Origin of the sequence: Minwuia sp. (assembly GCF_048007105.1) — a bacterium.
Taxonomy (GTDB): Bacteria; Pseudomonadota; Alphaproteobacteria; order Minwuiales; family Minwuiaceae; genus Minwuia.
On sequence record NZ_CP180352.1, the window covers coordinates 3,751,263 to 3,770,930 of the forward strand.

Sequence of the window (19,668 nt, forward strand, 5' to 3'; positions counted from 1 at the left end):
TGATCGATGGGCGCGACGATCACCTACGTCATGCTGGCGGAAGACCCGCGAAAGGATCGTGGCGACAACGGGACACTCTACTACGAGGTCATGGTCGCCCTGGAAGGTTACGTCGGCCGACACATGCAGGACCTGGAGCCGGAAGACTACCTGAAGAGCAACCATGATCCGTCGAACCCGCCGGAACCCGTCGAGCCTCAGGTCTGGCGCATGACGGCAGATCAGGCGGTCTACGAACTCCGCCTGCGCGACGGCGCAGCCGTACCTGACGAACCGACACTCAACAGCCTCGCCGCCGAACTGAACAGAACCGCGGCATATGTGGGCGAAGAATACCGAATTGAAGACGACCTGATCGTCGGAAGTTCGCCATACAATCCGGAGTGGAAATTCAATTCGTTCGATGTCGGCGGCCGCTTCGTCGACCTCTTCACTGAAATTCACGTCGATGATTGGCCTCGAGAGCAGGCTCCTTGCGCAAACTGTGACGGCAAAGGGGAAATTCCCCCGGAATCCTTCGTCCTCCCCAGGGCTTTGCGCCTTACCGCTGCGGCTCGCAATGCAAACGACAATGCGACGCCGTGCCCGCGATGCGGCGGAAAGGGTTACCGGACTCTCGTCGAACCGCCACCGCCGCCCGAGGATAGTGATCCGGCTTTTTCACCGGACCAGATGCTGAAGATCCTGAACAACGGGACCGAAGCCGCGGAGCCGCAGGCCTTCGTGGATCTGCGCGGGACCTGGCAATACCTGCCGGTCAAGATGATCGAGGATGAAGACGGCAGAAGATACGGCGAGACCGATCTGACGCTGTTCAAGGCGGCGCTGAGCGCCGCGCCGCCGGGTACGATTGTGGTGCCCATCGAACACGATGGCGGCTGAGATGGGTCGCATGTTCCGAACCGGCCGCGTCCGGTGTTATCCTCCTCATCGGGGAGGACGAACGCCATGCTTTCACGGGAAGACAACGATCTTCTGACGCTCACCGGACCGGGGACGCCGATGGGCGATCTGTTCCGCCGCTTCTGGCAGCCCATCGCGCTGGCAGAGGAAGTCGCCGATGTGGACGAACCGCCGAAGCGCATGACGCTGATGGGCGAGGACCTGCTGCTGTTCCGCCAGAGCGACGGCAAGGTCGGCCTGGTCGAACCTCGCTGCGCCCACCGCGGCGCCGATCTCTATTTCGGCCGCAACGAGGCGTGCGGCCTGCGCTGCGTCTATCACGGCTGGAAGTTCGACGCCAACGGAAGCTGCGTCGATATCCCGAACATGAAGCCGGGCCGCGCCCGCGACAACATCATGAAGACGACCCGCATCCGCTCCTATCCCTGCCGCGAATACGGCGGGCAGATCTGGGCCTGGTTCGGGGAACCGGATGCGGCGCCCGAACTGCCGCTGGTCGAATGGGCGCTGGTGCCGCCGGAGAACCGCTACATCTCCAAGAAGCTGCAGGAGTGCAACTGGGCCCAGGCGCTGGAAGGCGCCATCGACACGGCCCACTTCTCCTACGTCCACAAGGTCCTTTCGCGAGAGGGTACCGGCAAGCCGGTCTATCTCGACAAGCGCCAGGAATGGATTCACGAGGACGGCGCGCCCGACTTCATCGTCGAGGACACGCCCGCCGGCCTGATCATGGGCGGCGCGCGCCGCGCCGATCCCGGCGAGACCTACTGGCGGATCAGCCAGTTCATGATGCCGAACCACTCGCTCGCCCCCGGCACCTTTCCCGGCGAACCCTACGCGGCACAGAGCTGGATGCCGATCGACGACGAGAACTGCTGGATCTTCACCGTCACCTGGTGCGACGACCGGCCGATCAGCCGGGACGAACTCGACCGCTACGAGGGCGGGCGCAGCGTTCACGCCATGGTGGACGAGAACTACTTCCCGCACCGCAACCGCGGCAACGAATACCTGCTCGACCGCGAGGCGCAGAAGACGCGGCTGTTCATGGGCATCACCGGCCTGTCGGAACAGGACGCCGCAATCCAGGACAGCCAGGGCCGAATCGCGAAACGCGACCGGGAAACGCTCACACCGTCCGACGAAGGTGTGGTCCGCTTCCGCAAGCTGATCCTGAAACGGGCCAAGGAGTTGCAACAGGGCATCGAACCGGTCGAGGTCAGCCGGCCCGAGGCCTATGCCTGCCACTCCGGTGGCGCCGTCGCACCTGAGGCTCAGCCCTTCCTCGACGTCGTGAAGGAGCGTTTCGGCCACGACCTCGCCGTCGCGCCCGGCCTGCTGCCGGGGCGCGAGGCCGCGGAATAGTCGTCAGAGCGTCACGCCCTCATCCCGCGGCCAGAAGGCGCCATCGCGTTTCGTGACGGGGATCGCGGCGAAGTCTGGCGTGCAGGTGCCCGGGGTCGCCATGTGGATCACCTCCGAGGCGATGGGCGCGAAACCGGCATAGAAGTGCTGGGACGACTTCACGACGACGATGCGGCGCTCGGACAGGCGAATTCCCATCTGCTCGAAGGCCTCCGGGTGAAACACCTGCGTCCTGACCGTGTTCAGCAGCAGGTCGATTCCGGCTGAGTACAGCCAGACAGCCGTGCCGAGCGGTACCGGGATTTCGCCAAACCGCATGGTCAGGCCCTTCCGGATTGCCACCACCTCCGCCGTCAGATCGACGGGCAGGCCGGAGGCCTCGCCCATCTTGCCGCCGACACGGAGTCGGAGCGTCGCCCCCTCGCCGGCTTCCTCACAGGCGCGGACGGCCATCGGGTCGTAGTAGAGCCCGGTCGCGACGTTGGTGATCCTGCGCCGGATCAGCGCTTCCAGCACATAGGTGGAATCGCCCGGCGCGCCGCCACCGGCATTGTCCGCCGTGTCCGCCAGTACCACCGGCCCCACACTGGCGGCTTCCGCGCGGTCGATCGCGGTTTCGATGTCCGGATAGCGAATGCGGAGTTCCTCGCGCAGACCGAACAGCTCCCGCCCAAGCGCCTCCGCCTCCTTCTGCGCCAGCGCCGCGTCGCCATCGGCGATGCAGAGCGTGCGCGTGCCGACCCGTTCGACATCGCCCCAGGGGAAGCCATGCGCGATGGAGAGCGACAGCACCCCGCCCTCGCCCTCGCGCGCCAGCATCCGGTCCACCAGGCCGCGCATGGGCTCTTTCGGCGTCTCGTACATGTTGACCATGCTGCAGTCGAAATCCCGCATCACCGGGCGAATCTCCGCCGCTGTCCGCGCCCCCAGCCGGAACAGGTCCCGCGCCCGGTCGGGAATATCGACATGCGGATATTCCTTGTAGGAAACTAGCAGGTCGGCAGCGTCCATCATCTGCTGCGTCAGGTGGAAATGCAGATCCAGTTCCGCGCCGATCACAACGTCCGGCCCGGCAATCTCGCGGGCGCGCGCCAGCAGATCACCCTCGCAGTCGTCGCAGGTATCCGCGACCATCGCGCCGTGAAGGTTGAACAGCACTACATCGACCGGCATCGCCGCCTTCAGCCCTTCCAGGATCTCGTCACGATATTCCTCATAGAGCGGGCCGACCGTGGTGCCGCTTGGCGGGGCGAAGGCGCAGAGTCCCTCAACCACCTCCCATCCCGCTTCCTCTGCGAGTCTGCGCCACTCGTGCAGCGGCGCGGAGAAGACGCCCGGCCGCTTCGACGTCGCGTCGCCATGGGCGACCATGCCGTCCTCGAAGGTCGCCCGTCCCGTCGGCATGGGCGAGAAGGTGTTCGTCTCGGTTGCGAGACAGGCCATGAAGAGCTTCATTCGGTTTCCCTTCCCCGGGTCACGCTCCGGATCGACCCTCAGGCCACTACGTCATCCCGGCCCACGAGCCGGGATCAGGAAAGACAGCCAATCGCAAACACAGACGTCCGATGGCGGTTCAGCCCTGCCCCGTGAACTCGGGCTTCCGCTTGGCGAGGAAGGCGGCGATGCCCTCCTGACCGTCGGCCGAGCGCATGCCTTCGGCGATGCCGACGGTCTCGCGCTCCATCTGGCTTTCCAGGGTCTCGTTCAGGCTTTCGTGGATCAGGTTCTTGATCCGGCCATAGGCCTTCGTCGGTCCGGCGGCCAGCGCATGTGCGAGCTTCATGGTCTCGTCCATCAGCGCCGCGTCGGGATGGACGTAGTCGACCAGACCCCAGTCCCGCGCCTCTTCCGCGGAGAGCACCCGGTTGGTCAGCATCAGGTCCAGCGCCCGCTTGGTGCCGATGCGCCGCGGCACGAAGTAGCTGGACGAACCGTCGGGCGAGACGCCGAGCCGGGAATAGGCGCTGGTGAACTTGGCGCTCTCGGCGGCCATGACGATGTCGCCCTGGGCGGCGAAGCTGAAGCCCGCGCCCGCGGCGGTGCCGTTGACGGCGCAGATCACGGGCGGGTCCATGCGGTTCAGGCGGCTGATGGCGCCGTGCAGGAAGAGCGTCATCTTCTTGACCATGGCCGGCAGGCTGTCCTGCTTGCCGAAGAAAGCGATGTCGCCGCCGGCCGAGAACATCTTTCCCGCGCCCGTGAAGACGACGGCGCGGATCGCCGGGTCCTCGTCGCAGCGGACGGCGACGTCGAACAGGTCCTCCGACATTTCCAGATTGAGCGCGTTGGCGGCGTCCGGGCGATTGAAGGTGGCGACGGCGACATTGCCGTCCACCTCGAAACTCATGGTGTTGTAGCTCATCGGTTCTCCCCGTTTCCGATCCGGCGCACCTCGCACCAGGAGGCCCGGAGCGGAATTGAGCCGCTGACCGGGTCAGACCTGCGCGTCGAGACCGCCCTGTTCATGTTCATCGTCCGACCCGCGGCGTCGCCGGTCCAGCCATGCTGGGCGAAGACCGCGTCCGGCGTGTGATCCTCCACCAGCTTGGCGCGGGCCGCAAAGACACCGTCCGGCGTCTCGATCTCGATCCAGTCGTCCGCCCCGATGCCGCGCGCGGCGGCCGTCTCGGGCGCCATCTCCGCGACCGGGTCCGGCGTGAGCTTCCGGAGCGAGGGCTGGTTGCGGCCCTGGCTGTGGCAGTAGGCGACGGTCTTGGCGCAGCCGAGACGCAGCGGATAGGCCGCATCCGGTGACGACGGCAGTTCGCCGGGATCGAGGGCGGGCAGCGGCTTCTGCCCCGCCGCCATCAACGTCTCCGACCAGATCTCGATCACGCCGCTCGGCGTCGGGAAGCCGCCATCCAGATGCGGCTTCTCCTTCACCCGGCCATTCACCTCGACACCTTCCGGGCTGGCGCGCAGCTCTTCCAGCGACACGCCCGACGGTGCGAGCATGTGGGCATAGCCCGTGTCGGCGTCGCAACCAAACATGACATCGGCCATGCTCAGACGGCGCGACAGATCCAGGACGATGTCGATATCGCTCCGCGCCTCGCCGAGCGGGCTTACCACCGCTTGACGCAACTGAACCCGGCGGAGACCCTTCAGACTGGCATCGAAGCCGGTCCTCAGGCCTTCCCGCTCCCACGCCGTCGCCGCCGGAAGGACGATGTCCGCATACTGTGCCGCGTCGTTCAAAAAGAAATCGGTGTGGACATGAAAATCCATTTTGCACAGTGCCTTACGGGCCATTTCTGAATCAGGCTGCGAAGACAGCAGATTGCCGCCGAAGGAAACCAGCATCCGCACCGGATAGGGTTCCCCGTCCAGGATGGCGCGGTAGGTATCGCGCGCAGTCACCCAGCCGCCCCGCCCCGGTCCGAGCGGCCGTTCGGCAAGCCCGAGCGACCTGACCCGCTGCGTCTCCGTCAGCAGGTCCTGACCGGAGATATCATTGAAGACCGCGGCGGCGCCGGGAATGTTGCCGCCCTTCGAGCCGTAGTGACCCAACAGGCTGTAGAGGATCGAGATCGCCCGGTCGGTCTGGGTCGCGGTAACGCTCTGCCCGACGCCGTTCCAGCAGTAATAGGCAACGCTCTCCGCCTCGCTCAGGATCCGCACTGCCTCCCGCAGCCGGTCCTCCGGGACCCCGGTCTCGGTCGCGACGCGGTCCGGCGTCCATGGATCGACGGCCTCGCGCAATTTCGAAAGAACGGTCTCTTCTGCCTCCAGATCGCCAGCGCGCGTCGGATGTCCGTCGTCGCCGACGAGCCACGCTGCATTGGTCCAGTCCCGGACGAAGGCCTCGTCGTAGCGCCGTTCCTCCAGCAGCAACCGGATCAGCCCCAGTGCAAGCGCCTGGTCGGTGCCGGGCCGGACGCGGAGCCAGCAGTCGGCGCGCCTGGCGTAGAGGGTCCGGCGCGGCTCGACGACTACGGTCTTCGCCCCCCGCTCCCGCGCCGCCCGCAGCTCCATCGACCGCGCCAGCCACGTCGTCGCCGGGTTATGGCCCCAGATCAGCGCGCAGTCGGTATTGGCAAAGTCGGGCGTGCCGATGTCCCAGCCATAGGTGAAACGGGAAGCGACATCCTTGTGCCAGTTGCAGATCTCGGTCGAGTAGATCGTGTTCGGACTGCCGAAGCCGCGGATGAAGCGCTCGATCCAGTGAATGGCGTCGGAGATGTGCGTTCCGCTCGGCGTCGTGACCCCGAAGGCAACCTGTTCGGGCCCATGTTCATCCCGGATCGCCGACATCCTGGCCGCGATCTCGTCCAGCGCCTCGTCCCAGGTGATGCGCTTCCATTCGCCGGCCCTTCACCCTTCGGCGAGACGCGCCGCATCGGATGCAGCAGGCGGTCGGGATGGTAGACGAGTTCCGGCGACGCCTTGCCTTTCGGGCACAACGCCTTGCCGCTCGGATGCGACGGATCGGGTTCGATCGTCATCAGCCGGCCGTCCGCAACGACCGCCGTGCAGCCGCAGCGGGAGCGGCACTGGGCGCAATAGGCCGCCTTCCTGATTTCCGCCAAAGCGCTGCTCCTTCCTGTGACGCTGCCGTCTTTGCCGGCGGCCCGATGCTGGACTATGCTGCCGCCAGCAATCAAGCGAGCTGGATTCTAAGGCCATGAGCGAAAAGCCCCTTCCCTTCCGCCGCCCGGGACCCGCCGAGGTCGAACGCAGCGATCTGCCCATGTCCGCCTATCCGCGGGTCCGCATGCGCCGCAACCGGGCCGAGGACTGGTCGAGACGGCTGGTGGCGGAGAACGTGCTCACCGCCGCCGACCTGATCTGGCCGGTCTTCGTGCATGACGGCGATGACCCGGTCGAGATCGCTTCGATGCCCGGCGTGAAGCGGCAGTCGCTTTCCAGCCTGGTCGACGCAGTCGGCGAGGCAGGCGAACTCGGCGTACCGCTGGTCGCCATCTTCCCGGCCATCGACCCGGACCGGAAGAACGAGGAAGGCACCGAGGCCACCAATCCCGACAATATCGTCTGCCGTTCGGTCCGGGCGCTGAAGGCGGCCCTGCCCGAAGTCGGCGTGCTCTGCGATGCGGCGCTCGACCCCTTCACCAGCCATGGCCATGACGGTCTGATCCGCGACAACTACGTACAGAACGACATCACGGTCGAGGTGCTGATCCAGCAGGCGCTGAACCAGGTCGAGGCCGGCTGCGACGTGATCGCGCCCTCGGACATGATGGACGGCCGAAATCGGCGCCATCCGCGAGGCGCTGGAGGCGAACGGCCACCACAACACCCAGATCATGGCCTATGCGGCCAAGTACGCTTCGGCCTTCTACGGCCCCTTCCGCGACGCCATCGGCTCCAAGGCGAATCTCGGCAAGGCGACCAAGGCGACCTATCAGATGAACCCGGCCAATGGCGACGAGGCCCTGCGGGAAGTCGCGATGGACATCGCCGAGGGTGCGGACATGGTCATGGTCAAGCCGGGCATGCCCTATCTCGACCTCTGCTGGCGGGTGAAGGACGCCTTCCGCATGCCGACCTTCGCCTATCAGGTCTCCGGCGAGTACGCGATGCTGGCCGGCGCCGCTGCCAATGGCTGGCTGGACGGCGAGAAGGTGATGATGGAGAGCCTGCTGGGCTTCAAGCGCGCCGGTTGCGACGGCGTGCTGACCTATTTCGCCGTCGAGGCCGCGAAGCGGATCAAGGCCGGGGCTTAACCCCGCATTCACCATGTTGGCGGATCATCCGCCGCATGTCCGAGACGCCCAGCTTCCGCAAGACCGCCCTGAAATCGACCATCGCCGCGGCCCACTGGTTCACCGAGGCCGCGAAGGCCGACGGCGTGCGCCTGCAGCCCCGGAAGCTGCAGCACCTGCTCTACATGGCGCAGGGGCTCTACGCGGCGGCGAATGACGGCCGGCCCCTGGCCCCGAGCCGGTTCATCGCCGGATCGCTGGGTCCGGCGGATCCGAATCTTTATCCCGTCCTCGAACATGCCGGCGACCTGATCGGCCAGAAGGAGATCGACTCCCGCGCCGAAGCCTGCATGAAGCTGATCATGACAAAGTTCGGCGCCCTGCCGATCGAACAGCTGGAATCCTTCATCGAGACCGACGGCATCTTCGCCACGGTCCGCGAGGCTGCGCCCGATGCCGAGATCCCGCTGGAGATGATGGCCGACGCCTACCGCAAGCTGTTTCTGGGCGGCGGGACCTCGAAGAAAGCGCCGAAGCGGACCGCCGCACCGCAGAAGCCTGCGCCGCAACCCGACATGGACCGGGAACTGCCCGAGGGCGTGCCGCGGGTGATCACCGGCGGCAAGCCGGTACAGCGCTGGATGCCGAAGAAGCGCATCTATTGACCCCGTCGCCGCGGCCCGATCAGACTGCCGCGGCATCAGGGGGAGACCATCATGACCGAACGCAAGGGCCGCCTCGCCGGCCGCCGCGCGCTGATCACCGGCGCCAGCCGCGGAATCGGCCGCGCCATCGCCTTCCGCTATGCCGAGGAAGGCGCCGATCTGCTGCTGACTGCGACCGGGCTGGAACAGCTCGGCGACACGCTGGCCGACTGCGTCAGCGCCGGCGCCAGGGTCCTGACACTGGCCGCGGATGTCGCCGACCGCGCCCAGTGCGAGGCCATGGTCCAGCGCGCCGTCGAAGGACTGGGCGGGCTGGACGTGCTGGTCAACAATGCCGGCATCTACAAGGCCAGCCGTTTCGTCGACTACGACCCCGAGACCTTCGACCGGATCATGAAGGTCAACACCTATGGCGTCTTTCACATGATGCAGTTCGCGCTCCGCCATATGGCGGCTGCGGGCGGCGGCAAGATCGTCAACATCGCCTCGACCGCGGGCAAGTGGGAGAGCCTGAACCAGTCCGCCTACAACACGTCCAAGCACGCCGTCGTCGGCATGACCCGCTGCGCGGCGCTGGAGCACGCCAGGGACAAGGTGAACATCAACGCCATCTGCCCGGGCTTCGTCGAGACCGACATGATCGACCAGTTCGACGACCATGCCGAGATCCTCGGCGTCAGCGTTGAACAACTGCAGACGGCGCTGGTCGGACGGGTCCCGATCGGGCGTATGCTGCAGCCGGTCGAGATCGCCCATCTGGCCGTCTATCTCGGCTCGGCGGAGTCCGACGGGATGACCGGTCAGACGCTGACGATTTCCGGCGGCATGCGGATGGGCTGAAGCCCCGCGCCAGCGTGGACAGGGCGGCCCCTCCGCCCATATAAGGCGCACCATGAACGCGCTGCCCTTCATCAAGATGCACGGTCTCGGCAACGACTTCGTCGTGCTGGATGCCCGGCAGGCCGATATCGGCCTGACGCCGGAGATCATCCGTGCGCTTGGCGACCGGCGGCGCGGCGTGGGATTCGACCAGTTGCTGACCCTGCTACCGAGCCGCGACGCCGACTGCTACATGAGGATCGACAACTCCGATGGTTCCGGCGCGGGCGCCTGCGGCAACGGCACCCGCTGCGTCGGTCGGCTGCTGCTGGAGGAAAGCGGCAAGTCGGCAGTGACCATCGACAGCCCGGGCGGTCTGCTGCATGCCGAAGCTGCGGATAGCGGCCTGATCACCGTCAACATGGGGAAGCCGGATTTCGACTGGCGCATGGTGCCGCTGGCCCGCGAAATGGATACGCTGCATGTCGATCTTTCGGTCACGGCAGAAGGCTGCACCCTGTCCGATCCGGTGGCGCTCTCCATGGGCAACCCGCATGCGGTCTTCTTCGTCGACGACGCCGAGGCCGTGCCACTCGAAGCGGTCGGCCCTCTGGTCGAGAGCCACGCGCTTTTCCCGGACCGTGTGAACTGCTCGGTCGCCAGCCTGCGCGATGACGGCTCGATCCGGCTCCGCGTCTACGAACGCGGCGCCGGGATCACCCAGGCCTGCGGTTCGGGCACCTGCGCCACCTATGCCGCGGCCCGCAAGCGCGGTCTGGTCGATGGCGAGACCCGTATCGACCTGGATGGCGGCCCGCTGTTCCTCGACATGAACCCGACCGGCGAGATCCTGATGACCGGCGCCGCCGCCTACAGCTACCGTGGCGAGATCGCGGCGGAGATGCTGAACGGGGCCACGGCATGAACGGGCCCGAGATCGTCACCTTCGGCTGCCGCCTGAACGCCTATGAGAGCGAGGTCATCCGCGGCCACGAGACCCTGCGCGGCCGCGAGGACGTGATCGTCGTGAACACCTGCGCCGTTACCACCGAGGCCGAGCGGCAGGCACGGCAGGCGATCCGCAAGCTGCGCCGGGAACGGCCCGAGGCCGAGATCGTCGTCACCGGCTGCGCTGCGCAGATCGCCCCCGAGAACTGGACGGCGATGCCCGAAGTCAGCCGCGTCGTCGGCAACCGTGAGAAGCTGGACGCCGCCGCCTTCCTGAAGGGCCGCAACGAGCCCGTGCTGGTCGACGACATCATGACGGTCGAGGAGACCGCCGGGCACCTGATCGAAGGCTTCGATGGCCGCGCGCGGGCCTTCCTTCAGGTCCAGAACGGCTGCGACCACCGCTGCACCTTCTGCATCATCCCTTATGGCCGCGGCAATTCCCGCTCGGCGCCCATCGGTCAGGTCGTCGGCGAGGCGCGCAAGCTGGTCGGTCAGGGCGTGAAGGAGATCGTTCTGACCGGCGTCGACATCACCTCCTACGGGCCGGACCTGCCCGGCCGTCCGACGCTGGGCCAGCTCTGCCGGCGGCTGCTGGCTTCGGTGCCGGAACTGGAGCGGCTGCGGCTCTCCTCGATCGATCCGGTCGAGGTGGACGAGGATCTCTGGCGGCTGATCGCCGAGGAGCCGCGTCTGATGCCGCATCTGCACCTGTCGCTGCAGGCCGGCGACGACATGATCCTGAAGCGGATGAAGCGCCGTCACAGCCGCGGCGACGCCATCCGCTTCTGCGAGCGGGCGCGGTCGGTCCGGCCCGACATCGTCTTCGGTGCCGACCTGATCGCCGGCTTCCCGACCGAGACCGACGCCATGTTCCGGAACACGCTGGATCTGGTGGCGGATTGCGGTCTCACCTGGCTGCACGTCTTCCCCTATTCCGAACGGCCCGGCACGCCGGCGGCGAAGATGCCGCCCGTCGACAAGGCTGTCCGGAAGGAGCGCGCCGCACGGCTGCGAGAAGCTGGGACAAAGGCCGTATTGTCTCATCTTTCGAGTCAGATAGGGCGTGAAGTCGATGTTTTGGTTGAGCGTGATCTGCGCGGCCACTCCGCCCATTTCGCAGCCGTGAGACTGAACCGCGAGGCCGAGCCCGGTGCGCTGGTCCGCGCCCGCGGCGTCGCGGTCGAAGGCGAAACGCTGGTGGCGGAGGCGGCCTGATGGCGGACAGCGGCGAGAAGCGAAGCTGGTTCGGCAGACTCACCTCGGGCCTGCGCAAGTCGGCGAGCCAGCTCACCGACAATATCGGCGCCATCTTCACCAGGCGGAAACTCGACGACGAGGCGATCGAGGAACTGGAAGAGATCCTGATCCGCGCCGATCTGGGTGTGCAGGCCGCGGCGAAGATCTCGAGTGCCATTGCCGACAGCCGCTACAACAAGGACGTCACCGACCAGGAGATCCGCGAAGCGCTGGCAGACGAGGTCGCCAAGGTGCTGAACCCCGTGGCGGTCCCGCTGGAGATCCAGGCCGGCGCAAAGCCGCATGTGGTGCTGGTGGTCGGCGTCAACGGCGTCGGCAAGACCACGACAATCGGCAAGATCGCGCGCCACGAGACCGACAGCGGCCGCAGGGTAATGCTCTGCGCCGGCGACACCTTCAGGGCCGCCGCCATCGAGCAGCTGAAGATATGGGGCGAACGCACCGGCTCGACCGTCGTCGCGCGCGACCAGGGCGCCGATGCGGCCGGCCTGGCATTTGATGCGCTGAAGGCGGCGAAGGCCGAAGGCGCCGACCTGCTGCTGATCGACACCGCCGGGCGGCTGCAGAACAAGGCCAATCTGATGGCCGAACTGGAGAAGATCATCCGTGTGCTGAAGAAGCAGGACGACACGGCGCCGCATTCGGTGCTGCTGGTCCTCGACGCCACCACCGGTCAGAACGCGGTCAATCAGGTCGAGGTGTTCCAACAGGTCTGCAACGTCACCGGGCTCGTAATGACCAAGCTGGACGGCACCGCGCGCGGTGGCGTTCTGGTCGCGGTTGCCGAGAAGTTCCGGTTGCCGGTGCACTATGTCGGCGTCGGCGAGCAGGCCGAAGACCTGAAGCCCTTCGACGGCCGCGATTTCGCCCGCGCGCTCTGCGGACTGGGAGACTGAATTGACTGATGCCGCCGTGACGAAGAAACGCCGCGCCATGGGGCCCGGCCTCAAATTCGCGACGGAAGTGGGGCCGCTGGTTCTTTTCTTCGCGGTCAACACGGCGGGCCACCGCATCTTCGGTAATCCGGAAGCCGACAACATCTTCTGGGCGACGGGCGTCTTCATGGTGGCCGTGGTCGTCGCAGTCGCAACCAGCTTCGCCATCGAGCGCAAGCCGGCCGTGATGCCGCTGGTGTCGGGCGTGCTGGTGCTGGTGATGGGCGGCCTGACGCTCTATCTGCAGGACGAGCTCTTCATCAAGCTGAAGCCGACCATCGTGAACACCATGTTCGCGGTGGCGCTGATCGCCGGCCTCGCCTTCGGACAACTGTTCCTGAAGTTCGTATTCGGCGGCGCCTTCCGGCTGTCCGATACGGGCTGGCGCATCCTGACCTGGCGCTGGTCCGGCTTCTTCATCTTTCTGGCCGTGGTCAACGAGGTCGTCTGGCGCACGCAGACCACCGACTTCTGGGTCTCTTTCAAGGTCTTCGGCATCATGCCGATCACCATCGCCTTCGCGCTCTGGCAGATGCGGGTCGTGAACCGCCATCCGGAGGAGCGACAAACGGAACGGAGCGGAGACACCGCGTGATCCCCTACTTCCCACCCGAGGGCGGCACATACCGGCTCTCGCTGGGACTGAAGGTGCTGGCGGAAGAGGACTGGATCGAGATCGACGGCGGATACGAGGACGAACTGGCGCAGAAGCGCCGTCTGGTCGACGAGCAGCGCGATACCGTCTTTCAGGCGCTGCCAGGCTCGGAAACCGCCCAGGGCGAGTTCATCGACTTTCTCTCGGCTCATCTGACCAGACACCACCCAAACCGCTTCGAAGCGGCACCGGGCGGCATCTGCAACCTGACCACCGGCGAGACGGTACGCCCCGATCCCGGGGCGCCGCTGCTGGCCGCCGCGCGGCTGATTCAGGAGGACATGACGGTATTGCAGCCGTCACCCGAGGGGTTCCGGCTGATCGCCGGCCTGGTCTGCTTTCCGACCCGCTGGAACCTGTCCTCCAAGCTGGGCAAGCCGCTGGCGGCGATCCATGACCCCGTGCCCGGCTACGCCGAGAAGCTGGAACGTCCCATGGACCGGCTGTTCGCCGGGCTGACCGCCGACCGCCTTCTGTGGCGGCAGAACTATTCCCTGCTCGACGATCCGGAACTCTTCCAGCCCGGCGGGCATTTCAAGGACAGCGCCGGCACCGGTCTGACAGCCGCGAAGATCGGCGGGAAGCTCTGGTTCAGGGTCGAGCGGCAGACGCTCCGCCGCCTGCCCGACAGCGAGACGGTGGTCTTCACCGTCCGGATCCATCAGGCGCTGCTGCAGGACGTGGTCAACACGCCCCGGCGCGCCGCTGACCTTCTCGCCGCGACCCGGGCGTTGCCGGAGCCGATGAAACGCTACAAGTCGCTGCCCGGTTTCGAGGCTGCGCTCACCGAATGGCTCGAGGAGAAAGCCGAATGAAAGCGAGTATCGCCGATATCGTCGAACAGTTCCCGGACACACGCATCGCCTTCCTGGTCGCTGACGATCTGGACGTCTCGGAGTCCCGGCCCGAAGGATTGTCCGATGCCGTCGCGGAGGCCGAAGCCGCCTGCCGCTCCGCCTACACGCGCGAGGCCGTCGGACAGATACCCGGCGTCGCCGTCTGGCGGGAGGCCTACAAGGGCTTCGGCGTGAAGAAGACCAGCTACCGCTCCTCGGTCGAGCGGCTCCTTCGCAACGTGCTCGCCGACAAGCCGCTGGCCACGATCAACGCGCTGGTGGACTGCTATAACCGTGTCTCGGTGAAGCATGTGATGCCGGCCGGCGCCGACGACCTGGCGCTGGTCAGCGGCGACATCTGCTTCCGGATCGCCCGGGACAATGACAGCTTCATCCCGCTCGGCGAGACCGACGAGAACCCGCCCAAGCAGGACGAGGTGGTCTATGCCGACGGCGCCAAGGTGCTGTGCCGGCGCTGGAACTGGTACCAGGACGCCCGGAGCGCGGTGACCGCCTCGACGAAGCGCGCCGTGCTGACCATCCAGGCGCAGGGCGAAGGCGACATCCACGCCGCGGTCGCCGACCTGACCAGGGATATCGAGACCTTCTGCGGCGGCCGTGTCGTCGCGGCGGTCACCGACCGCTACACGCCGACCGTCGAGCTCTAGGCGTCGAGGAAGCCGCGGACAACCTCGTAGAGCTGGTGGCGCTGGTTCTCCAACAGGATGGAATGCGTGCCGCCGCCGATGATGGTGTAGCGCCGGTCCGCAGTGCCGGTGAGCCGGTCGAAGACCTCGCGGCCCTGATCGGGCGTGGTCTCGCGGTCCCACTCGCCGACAACGATCTGAACCGGGCATGAGATCCGGCCCGGATCGTAGGTCGGATCGGCCTTCAGCCAGTGCTGCTGCACGTCCTTCACCACGCCGGTCGGCGCGCGGAGCCGCGGCGGCGTGTGTCCGCCTGACGCCGGATCCGTTGCGACGGCGGCGTCTGCCCATTCGCGGAACCGCTCAGGTGGAGCGATGGCAGCCTTCTGCGTGTTATCCAGATCCACGGTCCAGCGATTGACGATGGCGTCCGCATCGACGGTCCGGTAGGCGCCGAGCTGGCCGTCCACCTGAATCTGCACATTGCCCGAGCGCAGCCAGAGCGCGCCGGACAGCACCAGCCGCCGTATCTTCTCGGGTACATCGCCGGCGACCTGACCGCCGATCGCCGTGCCCCAGGAATAGCCGAGCAGGTCGAGCTGTCCGATCCCGCGTTCGGAGAGGATGTAGTCGATGGCCAGCTTCACGTCGCGGACCGCTTCGGCGGTGTCAACGATGGGGCCGTTGTCGCCTGCCGCCGCGTCCATCTCCGCGGGCCGGTCCGACAGGCCATACCCGAGCAGATCGATGCACCAGACATCGAATCCGCGGGCTGCCATCCAGTCCATCCAGGAGACGCCCTCAACCGCGTAGTCGAACATCACCGTGCCAGGATAGGTCGCCCCATGAACCATCAGGACCGTTCGCATGCCGCCCGGCGCGCGCTTGTTCCTGAGATGCACGGACAGGCCGGGCCTGCTGCTCCCGACCCTGTGATCCGTGGTTTCGACCGTCATTGGCGCCCCTCCCTTCCGTTATTGGACCGATTATCCCATGATTGGCGGGGGAGGACGACCGCCATGCTTCAGGGAAGCTTCAACGCGCTGGATACGCTGATCCGGAGTCATGTCGATTCCGGCCGTCTCGCTGGCGCCATGGCCTGTGTTGCCGACAGCGAAGGCGTCCGGCATCTGGTCATGGAGGGCGTCAAGGACCGCGAAAGCCGGCGGCCGCTTTCGCGCGACGCCATCTTCCGCATCTTTTCCATGACCAAGCCGATGACCGGCGTCGCCGTCATGATGCTGCGCGACGAGGGCAGGTTCGCGCTGGACGATCCGATCGCGAACTTCATCCCCGCCTTCGCGAAGCTCTGGATCCTGGACGACAACGGCAAGCGCCGCCGCGCCGAGGGCAGGATCACCATCCGGCATCTGTTGACCCACACCGCCGGGCTGACCCTGCCGCTCTCCTATGAAGGCCCCCTGCCCGAGCTCTACAAGGAGAACGGACTGGAAGGCATGCGCAGCGCCGGCACGATGGAAGAGGTCATCGGCCGGCTGGCATCCATGCCTGTCAGCTTCGAGCCCGGCACCCGCTGGCAGTATTCGATGGCGCAGGAAGTCCTGGGACGGCTGGTGGAGGTCACGAGCGGCCAGAGCTTCGACAGCTTCCTGCAGAACCGGCTGTTCGACCCGCTGGGCATGGCCGATACCGGCTTCCACGTACCGGAAGACAAGCGCCACCGCTTCTGTTCGGTCTATCCGGCGCCGGACCAGGGCCGCAACCCGCCCATCGACCGCTGGGACGACAGCCGCTTCCTGCAGCCGCCGGATTTCCCGTCGGGCGGCGGCGGTCTGGTCTCGACACTGGACGACTATCTCGCCTTCGCGCGCATGCTGGCGGAGGGCGGCAAGGGCCTTCTTTCGCCCGATACAATCGCAGAGATGCGGTCCAATCATCTGCCCGAAGGGCGAGACATGGCAGGGATGGGCGTCACGGAATTCAGCGGCGACACCTGGGCAGGCATCGGCTTCGGGCTGACCATGTCGGTGATCGTCGACCCGCAGCTGGCCGGCAGCCGCGGCCCGGCCGGCGAATACGGTTGGTCGGGCGCAGCCGGGACCTTCTTCTTCAACAGTCCGGAACTGGATGCGACCGCGATCCTGCTGACGCAGTACATGCCGTCGAAGGCCTACCCGATCCGGCGCGCCTTCCGGAACGCCGTCTATGAGGGGCTGGGACTTTGAGACTGTTGCTTGCTGCCGTCGTCGCCGCGCTGACTGCGCTTCCCGCGGGCGCACAGGAACTGAACCGCGGCGCCGTGCTGGCGCTCTCCTGCGCCGGCTGCCACGGCACCGACGGCAAGAGCCCGAGTTCGATGCCGGCGCTGGACGGGCACGACCGTGTTTACCTCGCACGGACCATGAAGGAGTTCCGCTCCGGAGAGCGGCCCTCGACCGTGATGGGCCGCATCGCGACCGGATATTCCGACGACGACATCGAGGCGCTCGCCGCCCATTTCGACCGTCTGCGCTAGGAGGTTCCCCCCATGCCCCGATTCTCCCGCCGGACCGTCGGCAAGGCGGCCCTCGCGACCGGCCTGAGCGTGCTCGTCTCGACGAAGTCCCGGGCGCAGGAACGCTTTGACGTGGTCGTGGTCGGCGGCGGCTTCGGCGGTGCGACGGCAGCCAAGTACATCCGCAAGATCGCGCCGAAGCTCTCGGTCGCCCTCATCGAGCAGAACGAGGTCTTCTACACCTGCCCGTTCAGCAATCTCGTGCTCGGCGGTGTCCGTCCGCTGAATTCCATCGCCCACCGCTACGACAACCTCGCGAGCAAGTGGGGCATCACGGTCATCCACCAGCGCGCCGGCCGAATCGATCCGGGCGCACGCCTGATCCGCATGCCCGGCGGGCGCGAGATCGGCTTCGACAAGGCGATCCTGTCGCCCGGCATCGATTTCGATCTCGAGGCCATTCCGGGTTACGACAAGGCGGCGCTGGCCCTGATGCCGCACGCCTGGAAGGCCGGCCCGCAGACGCGGGACCTGCGCGCTCAGCTCGAAGCGATGCAGGATGGCGGGACGGTGATCATCTCGCCGCCGAAGAATCCCTTCCGCTGCCCACCCGGTCCCTATGAGCGCGCCTCGATGATCGCGCACTACCTGAAGACGGCGAAGCCGAAGTCGAAGATCCTGATCCTGGATCCGAAGTCCAAGTTCTCCAAGGAGGGCCTGTTCAAGCAGGCCTGGAAGCAGCTCTATCCGGGCATGATCGAACATCTGGCGGCGGCAGATGACGGTGAGGTGGTGCGGGTCGACGCCCGGAAGCTGGAGCTCGAAAGCGCCTTCGGCACGGTCCACAAGGGCGACGTGGTCAACTTCATCCCGCCGCAGACCGCCGGCGTCATTGCCACCAATGCGGGGCTGGCGAACGATGACGGCTGGTGTCCGGTCGATCCCGTCACATTCGAGAGCCGGAAGGCGAAGGACGTCCACATCATCGGCGACTCCGCGGTCGCCGGCGCGATGCCGAAATCGGGCTTCTCCGCCAACAGCCAGGGCAAGATCGCGGCGCTGAACGTGGTTGCGGCCCTGACAGGGCGGCAGCCGGTCGACGGCTCCTTCGCCAACACCTGCTACAGCTTCGTGGCGCCCGACTACGGCATCTCGGTCGCCAAGGTCTACCGCTCGACGCCGGACAGCATCGTCGGCATCGAAGGCTCCGGCGGTCTCAGCCCGAAGGACGCGGACGCGGACTTCCGGGCTGCGGAAGCCCACTACGCCGAAGGCTGGTACGACGCCATCACCCAGGACATGTTCGGCTAGCGGCGGACGGCCGGCGCCTCCACCGGCAGGCCGTTGCCGCGCCAGGCGACGTAGAGTTCCAGCGCCAGATAGTCGTCCGACCCGATGGGCAGAGGTTCGGCGACGCGCTGGTCGTCGCAGAACCGGAATCGCCGATGCGCGGAGCCGACGCCGGACCAGCGGAGCAGATAGGCCGGAAACCCGTTGATCTGACCCTGGCTCAACTGTTCGCCGCGCAGCCACTGTCCCGGACGGTCGTCATGGCACTGGAAGCAGGCGAGGTTCATCTGTCCGCGCCGCTGACGGTAGAGCGCCTCACCACGGCGGAAGAAGGGTTCGGCCTCGCCCGAGATGTCGACCGCCACGGGTTCGCCCGCCGACAGGCTGCGCAGATAGAGCGTCAGCGACAGCAGTTCCTCGCTCTCGATTTCGTAGGGTTCGGCCCGCATATGCCTCTCGCGGCAGCCATTCACCTGCCCGTCAAGGTTGACCACCTGTCCGTCTCGCACGACGGGGAAGGCCGCGGCCGCGCCCTTGAGGGCCCGTGGCAGGTGGCATGTCCGGCACGCCAGACCCGTCTCGCCCTCCCGCTTCCCGAACAGTTTCTCGCCCTTCTCCAGCCAGAACATGCCGGGATTGGCGAAATCGTCCTGCTGCATTTCCCTAACCGCCGGCGTGGCCCAGTTCAGGCCCGACAGCGGCGGGTCGGGCGGATCGGCCATTGCCGGTGCGGCGGCGGCGAACCAGATTGTCCCGAAGACCAACAGAAGAAGAAGGCGCGGTATCGTCATGGCACTCAGCATCGCAAACATCGACCATGTTGTCCTGAAGGTTCAGAACATGGACCGCGCGCTGGCGTTCTATACGGGGCTGCTGGGATGCAAGGTCGAGCGCACGGTCGAGCGGCTCGGCCTCGTCCAGATGCGCGCGGGGGCCTGCATGATCGACCTCGTCCCGGCCGACGGCCCGGTTCAGGGTCCGAACATGGACCATTTCTGCATCCGAATCGAACCCTGGGACGCGAGGGCGATCCGGCGGGAACTGGAGACGCACGGCGTCGAAGCCCCGGAACCGGTCACGCGCTACGGCGCCGAAGGCGATGGCCCGTCGATCTATATCGAGGACCCGGACGGGAATGTGGTGGAACTGAAAGGGCCGCCAGACGCGAACGCCTGACGGCCCTGAATTTCAGCGTGCGCCGCCGCAGCTGCCGGCGGCGCGTTCCAC

General features: G+C 66.6%; 19 protein-coding genes and 3 pseudogenes. 15 read left to right on the plus strand and 7 right to left on the minus strand.

Annotated elements, in window-relative coordinates:
- The first annotated feature begins 6 nt into the window (after positions 1–6).
- Both ACMVY4_RS18200 and ACMVY4_RS18205 read left to right on the plus strand, forming a co-directional pair.
- Positions 7–882: a hypothetical protein gene (locus ACMVY4_RS18200; RefSeq protein ID WP_416897391.1), complete on the plus strand. Its 876-nt coding sequence runs from the start codon at positions 7–9 to the stop codon at positions 880–882.
- Between the two features lie 66 nt (positions 883–948).
- Positions 949–2,268 carry a Rieske 2Fe-2S domain-containing protein gene (locus ACMVY4_RS18205; protein ID WP_416897392.1) on the plus strand — a complete coding sequence of 440 codons (1,320 nt, stop codon included), beginning with the start codon at positions 949–951 and terminating at the stop codon, positions 2,266–2,268.
- A gap of 3 nt (positions 2,269–2,271) precedes the next feature.
- Here ACMVY4_RS18205 and ACMVY4_RS18210 read toward each other — a convergent pair whose 3' ends face one another.
- From ACMVY4_RS18210 to ACMVY4_RS18230, 5 genes and pseudogenes are all read right to left on the minus strand, one after another.
- The gene (locus ACMVY4_RS18210; RefSeq protein ID WP_416897393.1) at positions 2,272–3,723 is read right to left on the minus strand and encodes a M81 family metallopeptidase; all 1,452 of its coding nucleotides are present in this window, start codon (positions 3,721–3,723) and stop codon (positions 2,272–2,274) included.
- Positions 3,724–3,841: 118 nt separating this feature from the next.
- Entirely contained in the window at positions 3,842–4,630 is a 789-nt protein-coding gene (locus tag ACMVY4_RS18215) for an enoyl-CoA hydratase/isomerase family protein (protein ID WP_416897394.1), read from the minus strand.
- Positions 4,627–5,271 carry a molybdopterin dinucleotide binding domain-containing protein gene (locus ACMVY4_RS18220; protein WP_416900346.1) on the minus strand — a complete coding sequence of 215 codons (645 nt, stop codon included), beginning with the start codon at positions 5,269–5,271 and terminating at the stop codon, positions 4,627–4,629. The genes ACMVY4_RS18215 and ACMVY4_RS18220 overlap by 4 nt, the downstream gene beginning before the upstream one ends.
- A 21-nt stretch (positions 5,272–5,292) precedes the next feature.
- Positions 5,293–6,567 (minus strand): annotated as a pseudogene (locus tag ACMVY4_RS18225) (molybdopterin-dependent oxidoreductase); the annotation flags it as partial.
- Between the two features lie 74 nt (positions 6,568–6,641).
- Positions 6,642–6,872, minus strand: a pseudogene (locus ACMVY4_RS18230) (hypothetical protein); the annotation flags it as partial.
- A gap of 86 nt (positions 6,873–6,958) precedes the next feature.
- On the opposite strand from ACMVY4_RS18230, the pseudogene hemB reads away from it, so the two are divergent.
- From hemB to ACMVY4_RS18275, 9 genes and pseudogenes are all read left to right on the plus strand, one after another.
- Positions 6,959–7,952, plus strand: a pseudogene (gene hemB, locus ACMVY4_RS18235) (porphobilinogen synthase).
- A 35-nt stretch (positions 7,953–7,987) separates the two neighbouring features.
- Positions 7,988–8,596 carry a Panacea domain-containing protein gene (locus tag ACMVY4_RS18240; RefSeq protein ID WP_416897395.1) on the plus strand — a complete coding sequence of 203 codons (609 nt, stop codon included), beginning with the start codon at positions 7,988–7,990 and terminating at the stop codon, positions 8,594–8,596.
- A 51-nt stretch (positions 8,597–8,647) separates the two neighbouring features.
- Entirely contained in the window at positions 8,648–9,436 is a 789-nt protein-coding gene (locus tag ACMVY4_RS18245; protein WP_416897396.1) for an SDR family NAD(P)-dependent oxidoreductase, read from the plus strand.
- A 52-nt stretch (positions 9,437–9,488) separates the two neighbouring features.
- Positions 9,489–10,340, plus strand: a complete 852-nt coding sequence (gene dapF, locus ACMVY4_RS18250) for a diaminopimelate epimerase (protein WP_416897397.1) — start codon at positions 9,489–9,491, stop codon at positions 10,338–10,340.
- A complete protein-coding gene (mtaB, locus tag ACMVY4_RS18255) occupies positions 10,337–11,581 on the plus strand; it encodes a tRNA (N(6)-L-threonylcarbamoyladenosine(37)-C(2))-methylthiotransferase MtaB (RefSeq protein ID WP_416897398.1) in 1,245 nt (414 codons plus the stop codon). Before dapF ends, mtaB begins: the two co-directional genes overlap by 4 nt.
- A complete protein-coding gene (gene ftsY, locus ACMVY4_RS18260) occupies positions 11,581–12,519 on the plus strand; it encodes a signal recognition particle-docking protein FtsY (protein WP_416897399.1) in 939 nt (312 codons plus the stop codon). Before mtaB ends, ftsY begins: the two co-directional genes overlap by 1 nt.
- A gap of 37 nt (positions 12,520–12,556) precedes the next feature.
- A complete protein-coding gene (locus ACMVY4_RS18265) occupies positions 12,557–13,153 on the plus strand; it encodes a septation protein A (protein ID WP_416900347.1) in 597 nt (198 codons plus the stop codon).
- Positions 13,150–14,028 carry a heme-dependent oxidative N-demethylase family protein gene (locus ACMVY4_RS18270; protein WP_416897400.1) on the plus strand — a complete coding sequence of 293 codons (879 nt, stop codon included), beginning with the start codon at positions 13,150–13,152 and terminating at the stop codon, positions 14,026–14,028. The genes ACMVY4_RS18265 and ACMVY4_RS18270 overlap by 4 nt, the downstream gene beginning before the upstream one ends.
- Positions 14,025–14,717 carry a B3/4 domain-containing protein gene (locus ACMVY4_RS18275; RefSeq protein WP_416897401.1) on the plus strand — a complete coding sequence of 231 codons (693 nt, stop codon included), beginning with the start codon at positions 14,025–14,027 and terminating at the stop codon, positions 14,715–14,717. Before ACMVY4_RS18270 ends, ACMVY4_RS18275 begins: the two co-directional genes overlap by 4 nt.
- Here the strand turns inward: ACMVY4_RS18275 and ACMVY4_RS18280 are convergent.
- Entirely contained in the window at positions 14,714–15,652 is a 939-nt protein-coding gene (locus ACMVY4_RS18280; protein WP_416897402.1) for an alpha/beta hydrolase, read from the minus strand. The two genes, ACMVY4_RS18275 and ACMVY4_RS18280, sit on opposite strands and share 4 nt — an antisense overlap.
- Before the next feature lie 63 nt (positions 15,653–15,715).
- Here ACMVY4_RS18280 and ACMVY4_RS18285 point away from each other — a divergent pair, with 63 nt between their 5' ends.
- Genes ACMVY4_RS18285 through ACMVY4_RS18295 form a run of 3 tightly spaced genes read left to right on the plus strand, consistent with a single transcriptional unit; the run spans position 15,716 to position 18,462 of the window.
- Positions 15,716–16,882 (plus strand): serine hydrolase domain-containing protein, encoded by a 1,167-nt coding sequence (locus ACMVY4_RS18285; protein WP_416897403.1) that lies wholly within the window; start codon positions 15,716–15,718, stop codon positions 16,880–16,882.
- A gap of 5 nt (positions 16,883–16,887) precedes the next feature.
- Positions 16,888–17,172 (plus strand): c-type cytochrome, encoded by a 285-nt coding sequence (locus ACMVY4_RS18290; RefSeq protein WP_416897404.1) that lies wholly within the window; start codon positions 16,888–16,890, stop codon positions 17,170–17,172.
- Between the two features lie 12 nt (positions 17,173–17,184).
- Positions 17,185–18,462 (plus strand): FCSD flavin-binding domain-containing protein, encoded by a 1,278-nt coding sequence (locus ACMVY4_RS18295; protein WP_416897405.1) that lies wholly within the window; start codon positions 17,185–17,187, stop codon positions 18,460–18,462.
- On the opposite strand, the gene soxA is transcribed toward ACMVY4_RS18295, so the two are convergent.
- Entirely contained in the window at positions 18,459–19,232 is a 774-nt protein-coding gene (gene soxA, locus ACMVY4_RS18300; protein WP_416897406.1) for a sulfur oxidation c-type cytochrome SoxA, read from the minus strand. The two genes, ACMVY4_RS18295 and soxA, sit on opposite strands and share 4 nt — an antisense overlap.
- Here soxA and ACMVY4_RS18305 point away from each other — a divergent pair.
- Positions 19,231–19,617 (plus strand): VOC family protein, encoded by a 387-nt coding sequence (locus tag ACMVY4_RS18305; protein ID WP_416897407.1) that lies wholly within the window; start codon positions 19,231–19,233, stop codon positions 19,615–19,617. The genes soxA and ACMVY4_RS18305 overlap by 2 nt on opposite strands.
- Positions 19,618–19,668: the final 51 nt, after the last annotated feature.

What these genes read in the sequence shown, in the direction of transcription:
- mtaB (WP_416897398.1), top strand. Translation starts at nt 10,337, where the DNA reads ATGAACGGGCCCGAGATCGTCACCTTCGGCTGCCGCCTGAACGCCTAT.
- ACMVY4_RS18205 (WP_416897392.1), top strand. Translation starts at nt 949, where the DNA reads ATGCTTTCACGGGAAGACAACGATCTTCTGACGCTCACCGGACCGGGG.
- ACMVY4_RS18220 (WP_416900346.1), bottom strand. Translation starts at nt 5,271, where the DNA reads ATGGCCGATGTCATGTTTGGTTGCGACGCCGACACGGGCTATGCCCAC.
- ACMVY4_RS18285 (WP_416897403.1), top strand. Translation starts at nt 15,716, where the DNA reads ATGCTTCAGGGAAGCTTCAACGCGCTGGATACGCTGATCCGGAGTCAT.
- ACMVY4_RS18305 (WP_416897407.1), top strand. Translation starts at nt 19,231, where the DNA reads ATGGCACTCAGCATCGCAAACATCGACCATGTTGTCCTGAAGGTTCAG.
- ACMVY4_RS18275 (WP_416897401.1), top strand. Translation starts at nt 14,025, where the DNA reads ATGAAAGCGAGTATCGCCGATATCGTCGAACAGTTCCCGGACACACGC.
- ACMVY4_RS18215 (WP_416897394.1), bottom strand. Translation starts at nt 4,630, where the DNA reads ATGAGCTACAACACCATGAGTTTCGAGGTGGACGGCAATGTCGCCGTC.
- ACMVY4_RS18200 (WP_416897391.1), top strand. Translation starts at nt 7, where the DNA reads ATGGGCGCGACGATCACCTACGTCATGCTGGCGGAAGACCCGCGAAAG.
- ACMVY4_RS18245 (WP_416897396.1), top strand. Translation starts at nt 8,648, where the DNA reads ATGACCGAACGCAAGGGCCGCCTCGCCGGCCGCCGCGCGCTGATCACC.
- dapF (WP_416897397.1), top strand. Translation starts at nt 9,489, where the DNA reads ATGAACGCGCTGCCCTTCATCAAGATGCACGGTCTCGGCAACGACTTC.
- ACMVY4_RS18265 (WP_416900347.1), top strand. Translation starts at nt 12,557, where the DNA reads ATGGGGCCCGGCCTCAAATTCGCGACGGAAGTGGGGCCGCTGGTTCTT.
- ACMVY4_RS18210 (WP_416897393.1), bottom strand. Translation starts at nt 3,723, where the DNA reads ATGAAGCTCTTCATGGCCTGTCTCGCAACCGAGACGAACACCTTCTCG.
- ftsY (WP_416897399.1), top strand. Translation starts at nt 11,581, where the DNA reads ATGGCGGACAGCGGCGAGAAGCGAAGCTGGTTCGGCAGACTCACCTCG.
- soxA (WP_416897406.1), bottom strand. Translation starts at nt 19,232, where the DNA reads ATGACGATACCGCGCCTTCTTCTTCTGTTGGTCTTCGGGACAATCTGG.
- ACMVY4_RS18295 (WP_416897405.1), top strand. Translation starts at nt 17,185, where the DNA reads ATGCCCCGATTCTCCCGCCGGACCGTCGGCAAGGCGGCCCTCGCGACC.
- ACMVY4_RS18240 (WP_416897395.1), top strand. Translation starts at nt 7,988, where the DNA reads ATGTCCGAGACGCCCAGCTTCCGCAAGACCGCCCTGAAATCGACCATC.
- ACMVY4_RS18280 (WP_416897402.1), bottom strand. Translation starts at nt 15,652, where the DNA reads ATGACGGTCGAAACCACGGATCACAGGGTCGGGAGCAGCAGGCCCGGC.